Here is a 17270-nt window from a genome sequence, read left to right on the forward strand (position 1 = left end):
AGTAGAGAATCAAGCCAGCTTGCCCCAAAGGTCATATTCGCCAGCCTCATCCACCTCAACCGAGACGATGTCGCCGGGGTTGAGGGCTTCAAACCCTTCGTCGATAAACAGGTTCCCGTCGATCTCGGGTGCGTCGGATTTGGTGCGGCAAGTGGCAGCCTCGTCATCAATCTCGTCCACAATCACGTCGAGGGTTTGACCGACCTTGGCGGCCAGCTTGGCCTCGGAAATCGCCTGCGCCTTTTCCATGAACCGGTCCCAGCGTTCCTGCTTGACCTCAGCCGGAACATGGTCGGGCAGGTCGTTCGAACGTGCGCCATCCACGTTTTCGTACTGAAAACATCCCACACGATCCAACTGCGCCTCATCCAACCAATCCAGCAACGTCTGGAACTCAGCCTCGGTCTCGCCGGGATAGCCGACGATAAAGGTCGAGCGCAGGGTGATATCGGGGCAAGTTGCGCGCCACGCGGCGATCTCGTCCAGCGTTTTGGCCGCTGCGGCCGGGCGGGCCATGCGTTTCAAAACATCCGGATGGGCGTGTTGGAACGGAATATCCAGATACGGCAGGATGTTGCAACCGGCATCGGCCATCAGGGGGATCAGTTCGCGCACGTGCGGGTAAGGGTAGACATAGTGCAACCGGACCCAGGCATCCAACTGCCCCAGTTCGCGGGCCAGATCGGTAATGTGGCTGCGTACCTCGCGGTCTTTCCACGGGTTCACGTCGTATTTCCGGTCCAGCCCATAGGCCGAGGTATCCTGAGAGATCACCAGCAACTCACGCACGCCGTTGTCGACCAACTTTTCGGCTTCACGCAACACAGCATGGGCAGGACGGCTGGCCAGTTTGCCGCGCATGTCGGGGATGATGCAGAATTTGCACTTGTGGTTACAGCCCTCGGAAATCTTGAGATAGCTGTAGTGGCGCGGGGTCAGTTGCACGCTGGCGGCGGGCAGCAGATCAACAAATGGGTCAGGATCGGGGGGAACCGCTGAATGCACCGCATCTAGCACCTGTTCGTATTGGTGGGGCCCGGTCACGGCCATGATGCGCGGGTGGTGTTCGCGGATATAGTCGGGTTCGGCCCCCAGACAGCCGGTCACAATAACTTTGCCGTTTTCAACCAAAGCCTCGCCAATAGCATCCAGAGATTCAGCTTTGGCGCTGTCGAGGAACCCGCAGGTGTTCACAATCACGGCATCGGCCCCGGAATAATCCGGCGAAATACCGTATCCTTCTGCCCGTAGACGGGTCAAAATCCGCTCGCTATCGACCAATGCCTTGGGACAGCCCAGCGACACCATACCAATGGTGGGCTGGTTCGAACGTGGCGTCTCGGGCATCCGGGCGGCAGGCGCCAGGTCGGGGCGGAGGTTTGGCGGGTTCGTGCTCATGGCGCGGCATATAGTGGGGAACGCTTCCCCTTGCAAATGCGCGCTGGGATTTGAATGATCTTTTCAACGCATGCCAAATAAGCGGAGAGCAGAAAAATGAAGTGGCTATTGCGCATACTCTTTCTATTCGTGGCCGCATTCGGGCTGGTCATCGGCGCATTGTTGCTGATGCCGGGGGATAAGCTGGCAGCGATTCTGGCGGAACAGGTCAAAAGCGAAACGGGGCGCGACCTGACCTTGACTGGGGACGTGAACCTGTCGTTCTGGCCGGTTCTGGGGATGGAGACTGGTCCTGTCACATTTGGCAACGCTCCCTGGGCGGGGCGCAAACCGATGCTGAGCGCCGAAAGCCTTGCGGTGGGCGTGGATGCCGCAGCGCTGCTGAGCGGGGATCTACGGATACGGCGGGTTATCGCAGACAACCCGGTTCTGCGGCTTGAGTTGTCGGACGGTCGCGGCAATTGGGAATTAAGCACCCCAGCTGCCCCTCAGGTGACATCCAGCGGCGGTGCCAGTGCGCCATCTTCGACCTCACCGCAAGGCGCGGTGACGCTGGACCGACTGGAATTGACCAATGCGCGGCTGGTCTATGTCGAAAATGGCGCGACGAAGTTTAAATTCTCTGGCGTTGATTTGTCCGCGAGTTGGCCGGGCCCGACCTCACCCATGGTGATGGAGGCGCTGATGGCGGTGCCAGGTGGCCATGTGAAAGTGAACCTCGAAATACCGGACCTGCCAGCCTATGCATCGGGGGCTGTCGCACCGCTGAAACTGGCCCTGACCGCGCCGGGCGGCGAGGTCGGTTTCGATGGCCGCGTTAATCTTGCCGGTGAGATGGACGGCGCGCTCGCGGTCAAAACCACAAATACCGAAAAAATGCTGGCCGCTTTTGGACAAGCTGGTGTCGGGGTGCCGCGGGGGCTGGGGCGCAAGGCCGAGGTGTCTGGGCAGATGACCTATACCAGCGAGGGCCGTATCTCGCTGCGCAACATGGTGGCGCAGTTGGACCACAACCGCTTTACCGGAGAGACAGATATCGAGATTTCGGACCCACCGAAAATCACCGCGCGTCTTAAGAGCGGGGATATCGACCTGTCGCGTTTCAACGACGCCCCCGCAACGGCAGGGGGTGGCTCTGGGACGGCGTCGACGCCGGATAGCGGGTGGTCGACAGACCCGATTGATGCGTCGGCCCTTGCACTGGCCGATGGGGAAATACGCCTGACCGCATCGTCTATCGCTTTGCCCGACATAGAATTGGGGCCCAGCGACCTGACGCTCCGCCTTGATCGGTCCCGCGCTGTGCTGAAAATGAAACCGGCCACTTTGTTTTCAGGCCAGGTGATTGGGCGCGTGGTGGCCAACAATCGGAATGGTCTGTCCATAGGCGGCAAACTAAATGCGCAGGGCATGGATGTTCAACAAGCCTTGTCCACCTTGGCGGGGATCGAACGGTTGTCAGGCACAGGTTCGGGTCAGTTCGAATTTCTGGGCGTTGGGCAGACCGAGGATCAGATCATGCGCTCCCTCAGCGGCACCGGCAAACTGAATGTGGGGCAGGGCGTGATCTCGGGCTTTGATCTGGATCGCCTGATGGGGCGCGGTAAGGGGTCGGGCGGAACAACTGTATTCAACAGCCTGACGGCCAGTTTTGCTATTGATCAAGGGGTATTGACCAATAACGATCTGCTGATGTCGCTGGACAATTTCCGAGCTGACGGTGAGGGGAAAGTCAATATAGGGGCGCGAACGCTTGATTACCTGTTCACTCCCACCGCGCTGCGGGCCAACTCGGGGCAGGGCCTGTCAGTTCCGGTGCGCATTGTTGGACCATGGAGCGATCCTTCGATCAAGCCTGATCTTTCCAAAGTGATCGAGGCCGCCGCCGAAGGTCAACTTAAAGACCTTGAGAAGGATGCCAAACAGAAGGTTCTGGATAAGGTCGGGGATGAGTTGGGAACCGCAGTCACCGACAGCGAAAATGTCGAGGATGCCTTGAAAAACAAGCTGGAAGAAGAGGCAAAGAAAGGCCTGTTCAAGCTGTTGGGTGGAAATTGAAGGACGGGGCGCCCAAGGTGCCCCGATCCCGGTTCAAATGGTCTGGTCGTAATCGCCGACGCCGGGCTCGGTCCGGATTACAGCGTCGATATCGGCGAAAATAGCGCGCATTTCCTCTTCGCTTTCGCTGCTTTCACAAACCACAACCAGGTTCGGCGTGTTCGAAGACGCCCGCACCAGACCCCAGCTGCCATTGTCCAGAATGACCCGAGCGCCATTGACGGTAACGACCTCTTTGATCGCACGACCTGCCAAGCTTTCACCCGCATCGGCCTTGGCAACCAGCTTGTCCACCAGTCGCTTGAGGATGTCATATTTTTCGGTATCGGCGGCATAGGGCGACATAGTCGGGGTCGACCAGGTTTTCGGCAGCGCCTTGCGCAAGTCAGACATGCTTTGGTCCGGGTTGCGATCCATCAATTTACAGATCTCAACCGCGACCCGCATGCCGCAGTCATAGCCGCGCCCGATCGGTTCGGCCAGGAAGTAGTGGCCCGATTTCTCGAACCCGGCCAAGGCGTTGATTTCCTTGACCCGCCGCTTCATGTGGCTGTGCCCGGTTTTCCAATAATCGGCTTTGACGCCATGGGCCTGCAGCTCGGGGTCGCTGGCGAAAAGGCCGGTTGATTTGACGTCCGCCACAAAGGTCGCGTTGGGGTATAGCTTGGCCAGATCGCGGGCCATGATAACGCCGACCTTATCGGCGAATATCTCTTCGCCCTCGTCATCGACAACGCCACAGCGGTCGCCGTCACCATCAAACCCAAGTGCCATATCGGCACCGCTGGATTTCACGGTGTCGGACATGTCATGCAACATCTCCATGGCTTCTGGATTGGGGTTGTAGTTGGGGAAGGTGTAATCCAGCCGGTTGTGGCTGGGCATCACTTCAACGCCCATTCGTTCGAAAATCTCGGGTGCAAAGGCCGAGGCTGTGCCGTTGCCGGTCGCGCATACAACCTTGAGCGGCCGGGAAATTCTGAAGTCCCCGACCAGATCGTCGATATAAGCCTCTTTCACGCCTTCCACGAATTCGTACGAACCCCCTTCGTGGGTGACGCCTTCGCCGTTCAGAACGATGTCGCGCAATTCCGACATTTCATCGGGGCCGTGGGTGAGCGGACGCTCAAAGCCCATCTTCACACCGGTCCATCCGTTCGGGTTGTGGCTGGCAGTGACCATGGCCACAGCGGGAACGTCCAGATGGAACTGGGCGAAATATGCCATGGGGCTAAGTGCCGGGCCGATATCCTTGACCTGAATCCCCGCCTGCATCAGGCCAAGGATCAGCGCATTTTTAATCGCCAGCGAATAGTCGCGATAGTCGTTGCCCACCGCGATCACAGGTGCAATCCCGCGTTTGCGCATTTGTGTGCCCAAACCCAACCCCAGCGCTGTCATGCCCGGCAGGTTGATCTCTTCGGGGTATTTCCAGCGGGCGTCGTATTCGCGAAAACCCGTGGGTTTGATCATGGGGTCGCGCAGAAAACTCCAGGTGTTCGGAGTCACCTCGGGGATGGGTTTGGTCATACTATCGCTCTTGCTTAAATCTGAATCGGGTTGGCTTTGGCCAATGCATCAAAGCGCATCAATGTGTCAATCAATTGAGGCATTTGATTCAGATAGATCATGTTTGGACCGTCAGATGGGGACTTGTCTGGGTCTTCATGTGTTTCAATGAACACTGCACCCACGCCGATTGCCGCAGCTGCGCGCGCCATAAGCGGAGCAAATTCCCGCTGCCCGCCAGTCGATCCGCCAAGCCCTGCGGGTTGTTGAACCGAATGGGTAGCGTCCATCACGACAGGATAGCCGGTTTGGGCCATTTGCGGCAGAGAACGCATGTCGGTCACCAATGTGTTGTATCCAAACGAAGTGCCGCGTTCCGTCAGCAGAATGTTCGAGTTTCCAACGCTCTCAATCTTGGTGACAATGTTCGCCATGTCCCAAGGCGCTAGAAACTGTCCTTTTTTCACGTTGATTGCTGCGCCTGTTTCCGCAGCGGCCAATACCAAATCGGTTTGACGGCATAACAGGGCAGGGATCTGCAAAACATCGCAAACATTGGCCGCGTCAGCGCATTGGTCAGGAGAATGCACGTCAGTCAGAACAGGCACTCCGATTTGCTGCCTAACGCCTTCCAGTATTTCGAGCCCCTTGGAAATTCCGGGACCACGAACACCTGAAATAGAGGTGCGGTTCGCTTTGTCATACGACGCTTTAAAGACGTACTGCGCACCGGCGGCGTCGCAGGCCTCTTTCAATTTGCCGGCGATCATTTGAGCATGATCAGCAGTTTCAAGTTGGCAAGGGCCGGCAATGATCGTCAGAGGTAGATCATTGCCGACCGTGAGATCGGAGATTTTTACATGTTTCATGTGTCTTACGAGGATACCTGTTCACGAAGGACCGACGCGGTAAGCGAGATCATCAGGTAGATACCAGCAAATAACAGGAAAGCCAAAATCGTATTTTCGAACTTGCGCGGATAGCTGGGTTCCTGGCTGGCGACCGGGTTCACCGAAACCGTCAGATAACGCACCTTGCGGTTGGCCTCGGTCCGTGTGGTTTCCATCTGTTCCATTGCGGTTTGCAGCATCATATCGCGTGCGACCAGGTCGGCCTGAGCCATCTGAATGCGTACGCTTAACCGTGCCAGTGAGTTTTCGCCTGCTGACGCGTCCAACATTTCGGCATTCAGTTCTGCCAGGACGACCTCAAGCCGTTGTATGTCCGCACGGACGCCATCCACCTTGGCCTGGTTCGGGCGCAGGTTGTCCAGTAGCGCCGCCAGTTGCAGTTCCTTCTCCTGCAACTCGATTTCGATTGCGTTGATCCGGGCCCGCAGGCCAGCGAGGACGTTCTCGGGGTCGAGAACCGCCCCCTGCAACTGCAGTTCGATCAGTTCTTCCTGCGCCCTTCGGCGTTCGTCCTGCGCCAGTTCAAAACCTGCCCGGGCATCGCGCATTTGGTCTTCGCGCTTTAACTCGGTCAAACCGTTGATGGTTTCCTCGGCATAGGAGAGCAGAAGGGTCGAAAGCTCGACCGAAATCTCGGGGCTCGGTGCCGCAACTTCCATGCGGATGATGCCGTCACTGGGGTCATATCCAATGGTGATCATCCGGCGGAACAACTTATAAGTATCCTCAAGCGTTGCGTCCTGCGGCAGGCGCTGGATCGGATCAATCCACTCCTGCTTGAAAATTTCCGAGAAATTAGTGTCATTCTCAAGTCGAACTAGCGCGTCCTTTGATTCCAGAAACTCCTGCGTGGCAACGGAATCTTGAGCAGTGGCGTATTGAGTGCCGGCCAGAAACCCGCCAAAGGATGCGCCGCCACCGTCCGCCTGCAGGATCGAAAAAGCAGAATCGCTGGCGTACATCGGTGTTGCGTACCGATAGAAATACGTACCCACGATCAGAGTCGGTAGAAGAACAAAGGCCGCCAAACGTGCAAAAAGGGCAAATAGCTTGCGCTTGCGGCGGCGCGCGATGTCCTTCTGAATTTCGCCGATTTCAAGATTTCGCCGCTCTGCCGGGCTCAGCTCGGGGCCGGGGAGGCCTTGGGAGGAGTCGGATATGGTCTGGGGCAGCTGAATCTTGATTTTATCCTTGGCTAGATCCTCAGCGCGAGCCTTTTCGGCCGCCAGATCCAACAGATTGGTGCGCTCGAACGGATCAATGCCCTGTTTTCGCAAAAGCCGAACCGCATCGTAATCCGACGTCGCTGCCAGACCGTTTTTCTGTGCCAGACGCCGCGCCACGCGCAATTGGCGGCCGGTCAACCCTTCGCGCTTGATCGCGTCGATATCGGTTGCCGGGGCTGCGTCATTTGCTGCCTCGGTTGGTTGCGTTGCCTTTCTGATGCGCGATATCGCATCAGCGCGCGCATCTGCAGAATCTGCGCCCTGACGATTGCGGCGCCAGCAGTATTTTTTAGCCTTGGGTTTGGTAGTCATATAGCTGTCTGGCCTCTTCCAAGGTGTCGAACATGTAAAGCTGGCCGTCCAGTAGAACGGCGGCCTGCTGCGCAAATTTCTCAAGAACGTCGGGGCTGTGCGAGACAATCACCAGTGTAGTCGTTCGCAAACGTTCGCGCAGGATGTCTCCTGCTTTTCGGTTGAATTCAACATCCGTGGATGAGGGCATGCCCTCATCAATCAGGTACATGTCAAAATCCAGCGCCAGCATAAGGGCAAATGTAAAACGTGCCCGCATACCAGTGGAGTACGTTCCAATCGGCTGGTCGAAATACTCTCCAAGGTTACACAGCCAGCTACAGTACGCCTCGACATAGTCGGGGTCCATGCCGTAGATTTTAGCGATGTAGCGGGCGTTTTCCAGCGCCGACAGCTTTTTAATAACGCCGCCGGAAAACCCCATCGGGAACGAGATGCGGCAGGATTTGCGGATCACACCCTCATCCGGTTTTTCCAGGCCGGCCATCATGTTGATCAGCGTCGTCTTGCCGGTGCCGTTGGGGGCCAGAATGCCAATCGACCGGCCCAGTTCGATCTGGAACGAGACCCGGTCCAGGATCACCTTGCGTCGGGTCCCGGTCCAAAAGGACTTACTGACATTCTCAAACTCAAGCATTCACGGCCTGCTGCTCTGGCGTTTGTTTGGTTCACCGCTCAGGTTGGTAAACCAGCGATTATTTATGGGTCCATGTTGGCTACATTATGTCGAATTATGAAACAAATGATCAATGCGTACCAATGTGCTCCTGTTAGTATTGTGACTTTTGCACCGGTTGGCCTTGGGCCTTGCGTTGACTATCTTTCCCTTCGACCGTCAACCAGTTTGATGCAGGAAGTCTTGCGATCTGATGAATTCACTACAGAAAGAGATTGAGGCCTGCCGTATTTGCGCAGACCAATTTCAGGCTACGTTTACCGCGCATCAACCGCGCCCGGTGGTCTGGTTCAGGTCAGGCGCGCCGCTGTTGATCGCAGGGCAGGCACCGGGTGCGCGGGTTCATGCCTCGGGCCGTCCGTTCACTGATCCCTCTGGCGATCGATTGCGCGACTGGCTGGGGATAGACGAGACCGTGTTCTATGACCGCAACCGCGTGTCGATTGTTCCGATGGCCTTTTGTTTTCCCGGATATAACGAGCGCAAAGCCGATCTGCCGCCGCCGCCTATCTGCGGAAAGACATGGCATGACAGGGTGATGGAGGAACTGGGCGAGGTGCCGTTGACTGTTCTGGTCGGGGGCCATGCGCATAAATACCACCTTGGGGTGCGCACCGCCGTGACCGACACCGTACGCAACTGGCGAGACCATGCGCCGCGTGTCTTTCCCTTGCCTCACCCGTCCTGGCGCAATACGGCATGGCTGAAGAAAAACCCGTGGTTCGAAGCCGAACTGCTGCCGGTTCTGCGCGCGCGGGTGCAAGAGGTTCTGAATGACTGACACTACAGCCTTGGATGCCGCCCATGCCGCGATGGAGGCCAACCCGCAGGATGACGCTGTACGCCTGCGGTTCTTTGAACGCCTCGCGGATTGTGAGCTGTTTTTGTTGCTGGCTGAAGAGGCGCACGGCGAGAATATCTCGCCTGAATTGTTCGACGTGGCCGATGGCCGATTCGTGCTGGCCTTTGATCGCCACGATCGTTTAGCCCAATTCGCCGACCGGCCTGTGCCTTATGTGGCGCTGTCGGGGCGGGTGCTGTCGTCGATGCTGGCGGGGCAGGGAATCGGTTTAGGCCTGAATCTTGAGGTCGCGCCGTCGTCGATGCTGATCCCGACTGAGGCGTTGGGTTGGCTTGCCACCACCTTGGAGCATACGCCGGAAGAGGTGCAGCAACGCCTGGCCGAGTTTCTGCCTCCAAAAGGCTTGCCGGATGATCTGTTGAAAGCCCTGGATGCGAAACTGGCCACAGCTGTGGGCCTGGCCGAAGCCGCGTTTCTGGTCGGGACCAAGACAGAAGAGGGCGGCATGGGCCACCTTCTGGGTTTTGTCGGCGCGGTCGAGGGGGCTGAACCCGCCTTGGCCAAAGCCGCGTCCGAAGCGTTGACCTTTTCCGGGGTCGAGGCAGGAGCGATGGATGTCGGGTTCTTTGGCCCGCATGACATCGCGTCGGCTGCGTTGGCACGGGTCGGATTGCGTTTCGACCTTCCGCAGCCCGAGGCGCGGATCATCGAACAAGTGACACCGGGTAGCGACCCGGACAGGCCGCCGATCCTGAAATAAAACTCCGGTGCCGCCCCGCGATCCAATGAACCGCGGGGTATTGGAATTATTCTGCTGCCGCTTCCAGCTTGTCCTGTGTTCGCGTCTCAAAGTCGCTGGCGTCGTGGCGTTCATGTAGCTGCGTATGCGGCTCACCGAACGAGCGATTGACCATACGTCCACGCTGAACCGCTGGGCGCGCGTCGATCGTCTTGGCCCACCGCATCACGTTCTTATAGGATTCGGCATCCAGAAACTCGGCTGCGCTATACAGACGGCCCAGAACCAGCTGACCATACCAGGGCCAGATGGCCATGTCGGCGATGCTATAATCTTCGCCTGCAATATAGGTGTTGTCGGCCAATTGCCGATCCAGCACGTCCAGCTGCCGTTTGGCCTCCATCGCAAAACGATTGATCGGGTATTCCCATTTTTCGGGCGCGTAGGCGTAGAAATGGCCAAAGCCGCCGCCTAGATACGGCGCGCTGCCCATCTGCCAGAACACCCAGTTCATGACTTCGGTCCGTTCCTGGCCTGACTTGGGTAGGAAGGCGTCGAACTTCTCGGCTAGGTGAAGCAGGATCGAGGCGCTTTCGAACACGCGCACTGGTTCATCGCCTGAACGGTCCCACAGCGCCGGGATTTTTGAGTTCGGATTGGCATCGACAAAGCCCGAGCTGAACTGGTCGCCCTCACCGATATTAACCAGCCATGCATTATACTCGGCGTCTTCGTGACCCAGCGCCAACAGCTCTTCCAGCATTACCGTGACTTTGACACCGTTCGGGGTTGCCAGCGAATACAGCTGCAGCGGATGCTTTCCGACCGGCAGGTCTTTGTCATGGGTCGCCCCGGCAATGGGTCGATTGATATTGGCAAAAGTGCCGCCGCTTTCGCTGTCCCACGTCCAGACTGCGGGGGGCGTGTATGGGGATTGCTCGCTCATCTGCTATCTTTCTCAGCAAAGTTCGGGTGAATTTGTGTCCGCATCCACAGGTAATGTTGCAAAGCCCTGAGTCCAACCCCGGATGTTACGGCAATTTTGTAACAAACGGGATTGAACCTCTCACGAATCTTCATTCGATGTCACAGCGGCGCGAGCAGGACTGCCCATCGGGGCGAAAATATCTATTCTCTCACCAAGTGCCCAACCCCGAGGACAAAAGGATTGACTACATGAAACGCTTTGCCATGACTTTCGTGACCGCTTTGACACTTGCTATGCCTGCCTTCGCTGGTGATCAGTATGTAGACGGCACCGGATACGCCGTGTCAGGTTATGACGTTGTTGCCTATCGCAGTCTGGATCAGGTGCCGGCTGGTCAGGCCCAGCCCAAAGCCGTACGCGGCCACTCCAACTTCACTGCAGAGTATAACGGGGCCACCTGGGCCTTTTCGACGGAAGAGAATCGCGATAAGTTCTTGAAAAACCCCGCTTATTATGTTCCGGCTTATGACGGACACTGCGCCTATGGCGTTTCGCGCGGTGGTAAGGTTCCGGCGAACCCGAACCTGTGGCGGATTGTCGATGACAAGCTGTACCTGAACATCACAGACGTTGTTGTTGGCTTTTTCGAAGAGGATATCCCCGGCAACATCAATCTGGCCGAAGGCAACTGGCCGGGAATCGAAGGTGATGGCGCATCGAACAGCGTCATTCCGAAATTCACTTCGGAAGGTCCGGTCGCAAACTAAAAAAAACCACTAACCCAAGTCAAACCCGGCCCACACCAGGCCGGGTTTTTTGCGTCAGCTAGCCAACCAAAAATCATCCCGCATTTGCTGATCTGCGTCGAATTTTATTCGAACGCTTTTGGCACCGGGGAATTTGCTCTCTATGATCGTGTTGGGAACCAAAACTTCACCGGAACCCGCATTATTTGATTGGAAGCTCAGCATTTCGGTTTCCGTTCGCCGGGCTGATGACAGAACCGAAGTCGGTAGTGCGATCCGGTTTGACCCCTCACACACTGGTGTCGAAACGAAATAGGTCAGGTGACGACCGTAGAAGCCTACAGCGTCAGGGACATGGTCCGCTTCGATGGCGTTCTTCTCGTTTGGTTTTTCACCATCCGAGCTATGCGTCAGCGCCGTGTTCAGCAAAACACGGCAGGCGTCGATATCTGCACTTTCTAGTTCTATGACGCGCTTGCGCAACTTCGGCCTGCGCGGCCCCGTCGTTGACCGGCCCTTGGTGGTCAGGCCTTCGCGTCGCAGAAAATCGTAAGCCTCTTTCGCGCGGGCAAATTGCGTACAATCACCGTTTCTGTGATCTGGGTGTGCATGAAACGCAATGTGACGCCAAGCGTCGCGGATATCGTCAGATCCGGCGTTTTGATCCAATCCCAACGCCTCAAGTGCGTCCGCACGGGCATTTATCTTTTCAACAGGCTCCATACCAAATTTACTCGTTAAACAAACACTACAGTCTCAGTGTGAGAAGCCTCACGAATTTGTCAAACTTTAGCAAAAATTTATCGCTATCTGAGGGACAGTTGGCAGGGGGATGCCTTATTGTTCACAACTAGGTTGTGCCTTTAACCACGAAAAAAGCCCGGAGCCTTGGCAGGGTCCGGGCTAAGTGACCAATCAGGGATTAACTCACGCGACGTTCTGCAATTCGGCCTTCGGGGTAATACCCAGTGCAAAACATACGTCGCGCGTCAGTTCAGGCCGATTCAGGGTATAGAAATGCAGCTTGTCCACGCCTTCGTCGATCAGGTCCGAACACAGTTCGGTACACAAAGCGGTGGCAAGCAAATCCTCACGATCATCGCGAATCGCCTTTTCAAAGGCGTTTTCGACCCAGTCGGGAATATGTGCGCCGCAGCGGCGCGCAAAGTTACGGGCACCTTTCCAATTCTCGATGGGCAGGATGCCGGGCACGATCGGCTTGTCGATCCCGGCCTTTCCGCAGGCATCGCGGAAACGGAGAAAAGTCTCGGCCTCGAAGAAGAACTGCGTCAGGGCTTCGTCCGCACCCGCATCCAGCTTGGCCTTGAGCCAGTCAATATCGGCCGAAAAGTCCTGCGCCTCGGGGTGTTTGTCGGGATAGGCGCCGACGCGGATGCTGAACATTTCGGTTTCGGCCAGAGCTTCGATCAACTCGACCGAGTTTGCGAACCCTTCGGGATGCGGCGCGAACCGATCCTGTCCTTTGGGCGGGTCACCCCGCAGGGCGACAATGTCCTGAACCCCGGCACGCGAGAATGTATCGGCGATTTCCAACGTCTCTTGGCGCGAGGCATCAACGCAGGTCAAGTGCGCGGCCACTTGCAGGCCGGACGACTTGTGTAGGGTGGATACAGCATCGCGGGTCAATTCGCGAGTGGTGCCGCCCGCCCCATAGGTGACCGAGACAAAGCGCGGTTCAAGCGGGGCTAGGGTTTGAACAGTATCCCACAGGCGGAATGAGGCCTCGAGTGTTTGCGGCGGGAAAAACTCGAATGAAATCTCTGGTGTCGTCATGTCTGCCTCACAATTCCTATTTGTGGTCCTTGTGCCAGTTTGTAGATTGTGAGACAAACTCATATTACTCAAGAACAACATGAGTCACACAACAATGCACATTGAATTCCGGCACCTGCGCACGATCAAGGCCATCCATGAATGCGGCGGTTTGGCCCGTGCGGCGGATCAGTTGAACATCACCCAATCCGCGCTGAGTCATCAGATCAAAGGGCTGGAGGATCAGGCCGGGGTTGAGCTGTTCCTGCGTCGGTCCAAGCCGATGAAACTGTCTGCGGCAGGGTTGCGCCTGTTGCGTTTGGCTGAACAGATTTTGCCGCAAATCGAGGCCACACAACAGGAATTTTCCTCTTTGCGCGATGGGCGCACGGGGCGGATGCACATCGCCATCGAATGCCACGCCTGTTTCGAGTGGCTATTCCCGGTGCTTGAATCCTTCCGCAAATCCTGGGGCGATGTGGATGTCGATATTCGCCCGGGTCTGGCCTTTGACGCCTTGCCTGCCCTGCAGAAGGAAGAGGTCGATCTGGTGGTGTCGTCTGACCCCGAGGACCTGCCGGGTATCGAATTCATCGAACTGTTCGACTATGACGCGGTTTTTGTCGCGTCGTCCGCGCACCCCCTCGCACAGAAAGAGTTCATCGAAGCCGAGGATTTCCGAGGGCAAACCCTGATTACGTATCCGGTTGAACGCACGCGGCTGGATGTGTTTAGCCAGTTGCTGATCCAGGCCCGCGTCGAACCGGCAGCGATCCGACAGGTAGAACTGACGGCGGTGATCCTGTTGCTGGTGGCGTCGAACAGGGGCGTTGCGGCGTTGCCCGACTGGGTCGTGCGTGAGGTGAAGTACAATTCCGACTATGTGACCCGCCCGCTGACCAAAGACGGAATTACCCGTACATTATACGCGGCAGTGCGCACCGAGGATCTTGAAAAACCTTTTGTACAGGAGCTAATCGAACTGGCGGGAACAGAGGCGCGCAAGCTGCAGGAGCAATAGGTCAAAAACGCTGGTCTGCTATGCGCATCATTCCTCTTGGCAAGGGCGCGTTGCACCAGTATACGCGCGGTTTGACCGGACAGGAGCCTTTGGACAATGGTTGGCAGTGCAAACCTCAACATCATGATCAAAGCCGCGCGCAAGGCGGGGCGTTCTTTGGTCAAGGATTTTCGTGAAGTCGAGAACCTTCAGGTGTCGATGAAAGGCGCGGGTGACTTTGTTTCCAAGGCCGATATTGCCGCCGAGGCAATCCTGAAAGAAGAACTGCTGGGCGCGCGCCCGACCTATGGTTGGCTGGCCGAAGAAGGTGGCGCCATAGACGGTGAAGATCCTACCCGCCGTTGGATCGTAGATCCGCTGGACGGCACTACCAACTTCTTGCACGGGTTGCCGCACTGGGCAGTATCAATTGCGCTGGAACACAAGGGCAAGATCGTGGCCGGTGTGATCTATGACGCCGCCAAGGATGAGATGTTCTTTGCAGAAAAAGGCGAGGGCGCATGGATGAACGACACCCGTATCCGCGTCTCGGGCCGTCATCGCATGATCGAGTCGATCTTTTCGACCGGCCTGCCATTCGGGGGACGCTCGGACCTGCCTGCCACGCTGCAGGATCTGGCCCGCTTGATGCCTGCCTGCGCCGGAGTGCGCCGCTGGGGCGCTGCGGCGCTGGACATGGCCTATGTGGCCGCCGGCCGATATGAAGGGTTCTGGGAGCGTCGTCTGAACGCCTGGGACGTGGCCGCAGGGATCATCATCGTGAAAGAGGCAGGTGGCTTTGTGCAGCCGTTGAACCCCGAAGGCAATGTATTGGCAGATGGAGAAGTGATCTGCGCCAATGAGCCGATCTTTGACACATTCGCCAAGGTGATCCGGGCCTGACGTCGCAGTCCCGAGCAGCCTGATACGGCAATGATCGCGCGCCCACTAATCGGGCGCGCGATTTTGTTTCAAAAGTCGACTTCGATGGCGATGCCTTGCTTGACGGCAAGGTCGACAACGGCGCTGGCAACCGCCAGATCCTGAAGCCCGACGCCTGTCCCATCGAACAGCGTCACCTCGTCATCGGAATTGCGGCCCGCATGGGTGCCGTTGATGACTGCGCCAATCTGGTGAATGTCAGCTTCGGCCTTGTCGCCCGCAGCCACGGCATGCTGGCTTTCACCCAATGTGATCGCCTGCGCGACCTCATCGGTAAAGACACTGGCGCGTATGACCAGATCGGCACCTACTTCTTGCTTTCCGACGGTATCGGTTCCCATACAGGCCACGTGTGTCCCGTCAGAAACGTGTTCGGACAGCAATGTCGGCTCAAAGGACGAAGTGATGGTGACGATCACGTCAGCCTCGGTCAGGCCCGGCAGTTCTACCGCTTCAAAGGGCAGTCCGGCCTCGTTTGCAACCTTTTCGATATTGGGCAGCATTTCGGGGTGCAGGTTCCAACCGATGACTTTTTCAAAGTCACGTTGTTCCAGCGCCGCGCGCAGTTGGAATGTGGCCTGATGGCCAGCACCCACCATTCCAATCACTTTGGCGTCCTTACGGGCCAGATGATTGATCGAAACCGAAGACGCCGCAGCGGTGCGCAGCGCGGTCAGCAGATTGCCCCCGACGATGGCCTTCACGCGCCCGGTATCAGGATCGAACAGAAACACGGTTGATTGGTGATTGATCAACCCATGTGTTTCCAGATTGTTCGGCCAGTATCCCCCAGCCTTCAGGCCCAGCGTCATTCCAGCGCGATCAAACCCGCCTTTAAAGCCATACAGGGCATCGGCGTGACCGATGGCTTCGCGCACAACCGGAAAGTTGTATGCATCCCCAGAGGCCATCGCAGCAAATACCTGCTCGACGGCACTGTAACTTTCCTTTCGACCCAGCAGAGCGCCGATTTCCTTTTCGGGAACGATGATCATCGTTTGTGCCTTTCTTTGATATTTTTGGGCCACATGCAAAACGGGGCGGGTCGAAACACCGCCCCGTCAGTCAATTAATGGGTCTGCTAGTAAGCTTTTCCGCGGGCCGAGACCGGCCAGAGGGCTTCAACCTTGCCGTTACGCACCCCAACATACCAGTCATGGACGTTCGCTGTCGGGTCGCAGTGCCCCGGAACCAGGCGCAGTTTGTCGTTCACTTTTAGCGCACCGTTCGGATCGGCGATCACGCCATGTTCGTCCGAACACTTGATGTACTCGACATCGTCGCGCCCATAGATAAAGGGCAGTCCGCTATCGACCGATTGCGCCTTGAGGCCCGCATCGACGATGGCCTTGTCGGCCTTGGCGTGGCTCATCACGCTTGTCAGGATGAAGAATGAGTTTTCCCATTCGCCCTGGTCGATCCGATTGCCTTCTTCGTCTAGGATACGACCGTAATCTGCATCCATGAACGCGTAGGACCCACACTGCAGTTCGTTGTAAACGCCCGAGTTGGATTCGAACTGATACGAACCGGTGCCACCACCCGATACCAGTTCTGGCTCAATCCCGACGGATTTCAGGCCCTTGACCGCGTTGTCGACCATTTCGATGGCAACATCCAGTTTGGCCTTGCGGTCCTCGAATTTATCCATGTGTTGCATGGCGCCCTGATAGGCCTGAATACCCAGGAACTTTAGGTTGTCTGCTGCTTCGACCGCCTGAGCAATCGCGACGACATCCTGCGTGGTCGTCACGCCACAGCGGCCCGCGCCGCAATCGATTTCAATAAAGACGCTGAGTTCCGTGCCATGCTTAACGGCTGCGGCCGAAAGATCAGCAACATTGTCGATATCATCGACGCAGACAATGATGTGCGAGCCTAGCTTGGGCAGGCGGGCTAGACGGTCAATCTTGGCCGGGTCGCGTACCTGGTTCGAGACCAGAACATCCTTGATGCCGCCGCGCACAAAAACCTCGGCCTCGGACACTTTCTGACAGCATACGCCGACGGAACCGCCCAGCTTTTCCTGCAGCTTGGCGACATCGACCGATTTGTGCATCTTGCCGTGGACGCGGTGGCGCATGCCATGATCCTTGGCATAATCACCCATTTTCTTGATGTTCCGCTCCAGCGCGTCCAGATCAAGGATCAGGCAGGGGGTCTGAATCTCAGACTCGTCCATGCCAATGGCGGCAGGGATGTCAAAGCCGACTTCGAAATCGTCCAAATTCACGGGTTTGTTCATTTCTT

16 protein-coding genes are annotated in these 17270 nt (G+C 57.2%); 6 read left to right on the forward strand and 10 right to left on the reverse strand.

Annotated elements, in window-relative coordinates:
- Nucleotides 1-9 precede the first annotated feature (9 nt).
- Nucleotides 10-1398: a 30S ribosomal protein S12 methylthiotransferase RimO gene (rimO, locus tag RUE5091_RS01410; RefSeq protein ID WP_058280088.1), complete on the reverse strand. Its 1389-nt coding sequence runs from the start codon at nucleotides 1396-1398 to the stop codon at nucleotides 10-12.
- Between the two features lie 96 nt (nucleotides 1399-1494).
- Here rimO and RUE5091_RS01415 point away from each other — a divergent pair, with 96 nt between their 5' ends.
- Nucleotides 1495-3456: an AsmA family protein gene (locus RUE5091_RS01415; RefSeq protein ID WP_058280089.1), complete on the forward strand. Its 1962-nt coding sequence runs from the start codon at nucleotides 1495-1497 to the stop codon at nucleotides 3454-3456.
- Nucleotides 3457-3489: 33 nt separating this feature from the next.
- Here RUE5091_RS01415 and RUE5091_RS01420 read toward each other — a convergent pair whose 3' ends face one another.
- From RUE5091_RS01420 to RUE5091_RS01435, 4 genes are read right to left on the reverse strand one after another with little or no spacing between them, the layout of a single operon-like run.
- A complete protein-coding gene (locus RUE5091_RS01420; RefSeq protein ID WP_058280090.1) occupies nucleotides 3490-4986 on the reverse strand; it encodes a phosphomannomutase/phosphoglucomutase in 1497 nt (498 codons plus the stop codon).
- A 14-nt stretch (nucleotides 4987-5000) separates the two neighbouring features.
- Nucleotides 5001-5834, reverse strand: a complete 834-nt coding sequence (kdsA, locus tag RUE5091_RS01425) for a 3-deoxy-8-phosphooctulonate synthase (protein WP_058280091.1) — start codon at nucleotides 5832-5834, stop codon at nucleotides 5001-5003.
- Nucleotides 5835-5839: 5 nt separating this feature from the next.
- Nucleotides 5840-7414, reverse strand: a complete 1575-nt coding sequence (locus RUE5091_RS01430) for a KpsE/RkpR family capsule polysaccharide export protein (RefSeq protein ID WP_058280092.1) — start codon at nucleotides 7412-7414, stop codon at nucleotides 5840-5842.
- Complete coding sequence (locus RUE5091_RS01435) at nucleotides 7392-8051, reverse strand: ABC transporter ATP-binding protein (protein WP_058280093.1); 660 nt, start codon at nucleotides 8049-8051, stop codon at nucleotides 7392-7394. The genes RUE5091_RS01430 and RUE5091_RS01435 overlap by 23 nt, the downstream gene beginning before the upstream one ends.
- 232 nt (nucleotides 8052-8283) lie before the next feature.
- Between RUE5091_RS01435 and RUE5091_RS01440 the strand changes: the two genes are divergently transcribed.
- Complete coding sequence (locus tag RUE5091_RS01440; RefSeq protein ID WP_058280094.1) at nucleotides 8284-8871, forward strand: uracil-DNA glycosylase family protein; 588 nt, start codon at nucleotides 8284-8286, stop codon at nucleotides 8869-8871.
- Nucleotides 8864-9652 (forward strand): SseB family protein, encoded by a 789-nt coding sequence (locus RUE5091_RS01445; protein WP_058280095.1) that lies wholly within the window; start codon nucleotides 8864-8866, stop codon nucleotides 9650-9652. The genes RUE5091_RS01440 and RUE5091_RS01445 overlap by 8 nt, the downstream gene beginning before the upstream one ends.
- Nucleotides 9653-9698: 46 nt before the next feature.
- Here RUE5091_RS01445 and yghU read toward each other — a convergent pair whose 3' ends face one another.
- Nucleotides 9699-10577: a glutathione-dependent disulfide-bond oxidoreductase gene (gene yghU, locus RUE5091_RS01450; protein ID WP_058280096.1), complete on the reverse strand. Its 879-nt coding sequence runs from the start codon at nucleotides 10575-10577 to the stop codon at nucleotides 9699-9701.
- Nucleotides 10578-10807: 230 nt separating this feature from the next.
- Here yghU and RUE5091_RS01455 point away from each other — a divergent pair, with 230 nt between their 5' ends.
- Nucleotides 10808-11326 carry a YHS domain-containing (seleno)protein gene (locus tag RUE5091_RS01455; protein ID WP_058280356.1) on the forward strand — a complete coding sequence of 173 codons (519 nt, stop codon included), beginning with the start codon at nucleotides 10808-10810 and terminating at the stop codon, nucleotides 11324-11326.
- Between the two features lie 54 nt (nucleotides 11327-11380).
- Here the strand turns inward: RUE5091_RS01455 and RUE5091_RS01460 are convergent, their stop codons facing one another.
- Together RUE5091_RS01460 and metF are read right to left on the reverse strand one after the other, a co-directional pair.
- A complete protein-coding gene (locus tag RUE5091_RS01460) occupies nucleotides 11381-12028 on the reverse strand; it encodes a DnaJ domain-containing protein (RefSeq protein ID WP_058280097.1) in 648 nt (215 codons plus the stop codon).
- A 204-nt stretch (nucleotides 12029-12232) separates the two neighbouring features.
- Nucleotides 12233-13099 (reverse strand): methylenetetrahydrofolate reductase [NAD(P)H], encoded by an 867-nt coding sequence (gene metF / locus RUE5091_RS01465; RefSeq protein WP_058280098.1) that lies wholly within the window; start codon nucleotides 13097-13099, stop codon nucleotides 12233-12235.
- A 94-nt stretch (nucleotides 13100-13193) separates the two neighbouring features.
- On the opposite strand from metF, the gene RUE5091_RS01470 reads away from it, so the two are divergent.
- Both RUE5091_RS01470 and RUE5091_RS01475 read left to right on the forward strand, forming a co-directional pair.
- Nucleotides 13194-14099: a LysR family transcriptional regulator gene (locus RUE5091_RS01470; RefSeq protein WP_058280099.1), complete on the forward strand. Its 906-nt coding sequence runs from the start codon at nucleotides 13194-13196 to the stop codon at nucleotides 14097-14099.
- Between the two features lie 96 nt (nucleotides 14100-14195).
- Complete coding sequence (locus tag RUE5091_RS01475; RefSeq protein WP_058280100.1) at nucleotides 14196-14981, forward strand: inositol monophosphatase family protein; 786 nt, start codon at nucleotides 14196-14198, stop codon at nucleotides 14979-14981.
- A gap of 68 nt (nucleotides 14982-15049) precedes the next feature.
- On the opposite strand, the gene bhcD is transcribed toward RUE5091_RS01475, so the two are convergent.
- Complete coding sequence (gene bhcD / locus RUE5091_RS01480) at nucleotides 15050-16015, reverse strand: iminosuccinate reductase BhcD (RefSeq protein ID WP_058280357.1); 966 nt, start codon at nucleotides 16013-16015, stop codon at nucleotides 15050-15052.
- Between the two features lie 86 nt (nucleotides 16016-16101).
- Nucleotides 16102-17265, reverse strand: coding sequence for a 3-hydroxy-D-aspartate aldolase BhcC (gene bhcC, locus RUE5091_RS01485; protein WP_058280101.1), 1164 nt, complete (start codon nucleotides 17263-17265; stop codon nucleotides 16102-16104).
- Nucleotides 17266-17270 lie beyond the last annotated feature (5 nt).

The sequence above is a fragment of the Ruegeria denitrificans genome, assembly GCF_001458295.1.
Taxonomy (GTDB): Bacteria; Pseudomonadota; Alphaproteobacteria; order Rhodobacterales; family Rhodobacteraceae; genus Ruegeria; species Ruegeria denitrificans.

What these genes read in the sequence shown, in the direction of transcription:
- rimO (WP_058280088.1), bottom strand. Translation starts at nt 1,398, where the DNA reads ATGAGCACGAACCCGCCAAACCTCCGCCCCGACCTGGCGCCTGCCGCC.
- RUE5091_RS01415 (WP_058280089.1), top strand. Translation starts at nt 1,495, where the DNA reads ATGAAGTGGCTATTGCGCATACTCTTTCTATTCGTGGCCGCATTCGGG.
- RUE5091_RS01420 (WP_058280090.1), bottom strand. Translation starts at nt 4,986, where the DNA reads ATGACCAAACCCATCCCCGAGGTGACTCCGAACACCTGGAGTTTTCTG.
- kdsA (WP_058280091.1), bottom strand. Translation starts at nt 5,834, where the DNA reads ATGAAACATGTAAAAATCTCCGATCTCACGGTCGGCAATGATCTACCT.
- RUE5091_RS01430 (WP_058280092.1), bottom strand. Translation starts at nt 7,414, where the DNA reads ATGACTACCAAACCCAAGGCTAAAAAATACTGCTGGCGCCGCAATCGT.
- RUE5091_RS01435 (WP_058280093.1), bottom strand. Translation starts at nt 8,051, where the DNA reads ATGCTTGAGTTTGAGAATGTCAGTAAGTCCTTTTGGACCGGGACCCGA.
- RUE5091_RS01440 (WP_058280094.1), top strand. Translation starts at nt 8,284, where the DNA reads ATGAATTCACTACAGAAAGAGATTGAGGCCTGCCGTATTTGCGCAGAC.
- RUE5091_RS01445 (WP_058280095.1), top strand. Translation starts at nt 8,864, where the DNA reads ATGACTGACACTACAGCCTTGGATGCCGCCCATGCCGCGATGGAGGCC.
- yghU (WP_058280096.1), bottom strand. Translation starts at nt 10,577, where the DNA reads ATGAGCGAGCAATCCCCATACACGCCCCCCGCAGTCTGGACGTGGGAC.
- RUE5091_RS01455 (WP_058280356.1), top strand. Translation starts at nt 10,808, where the DNA reads ATGAAACGCTTTGCCATGACTTTCGTGACCGCTTTGACACTTGCTATG.
- RUE5091_RS01460 (WP_058280097.1), bottom strand. Translation starts at nt 12,028, where the DNA reads ATGGAGCCTGTTGAAAAGATAAATGCCCGTGCGGACGCACTTGAGGCG.
- metF (WP_058280098.1), bottom strand. Translation starts at nt 13,099, where the DNA reads ATGACGACACCAGAGATTTCATTCGAGTTTTTCCCGCCGCAAACACTC.
- RUE5091_RS01470 (WP_058280099.1), top strand. Translation starts at nt 13,194, where the DNA reads ATGCACATTGAATTCCGGCACCTGCGCACGATCAAGGCCATCCATGAA.
- RUE5091_RS01475 (WP_058280100.1), top strand. Translation starts at nt 14,196, where the DNA reads ATGGTTGGCAGTGCAAACCTCAACATCATGATCAAAGCCGCGCGCAAG.
- bhcD (WP_058280357.1), bottom strand. Translation starts at nt 16,015, where the DNA reads ATGATCATCGTTCCCGAAAAGGAAATCGGCGCTCTGCTGGGTCGAAAG.
- bhcC (WP_058280101.1), bottom strand. Translation starts at nt 17,265, where the DNA reads ATGAACAAACCCGTGAATTTGGACGATTTCGAAGTCGGCTTTGACATC.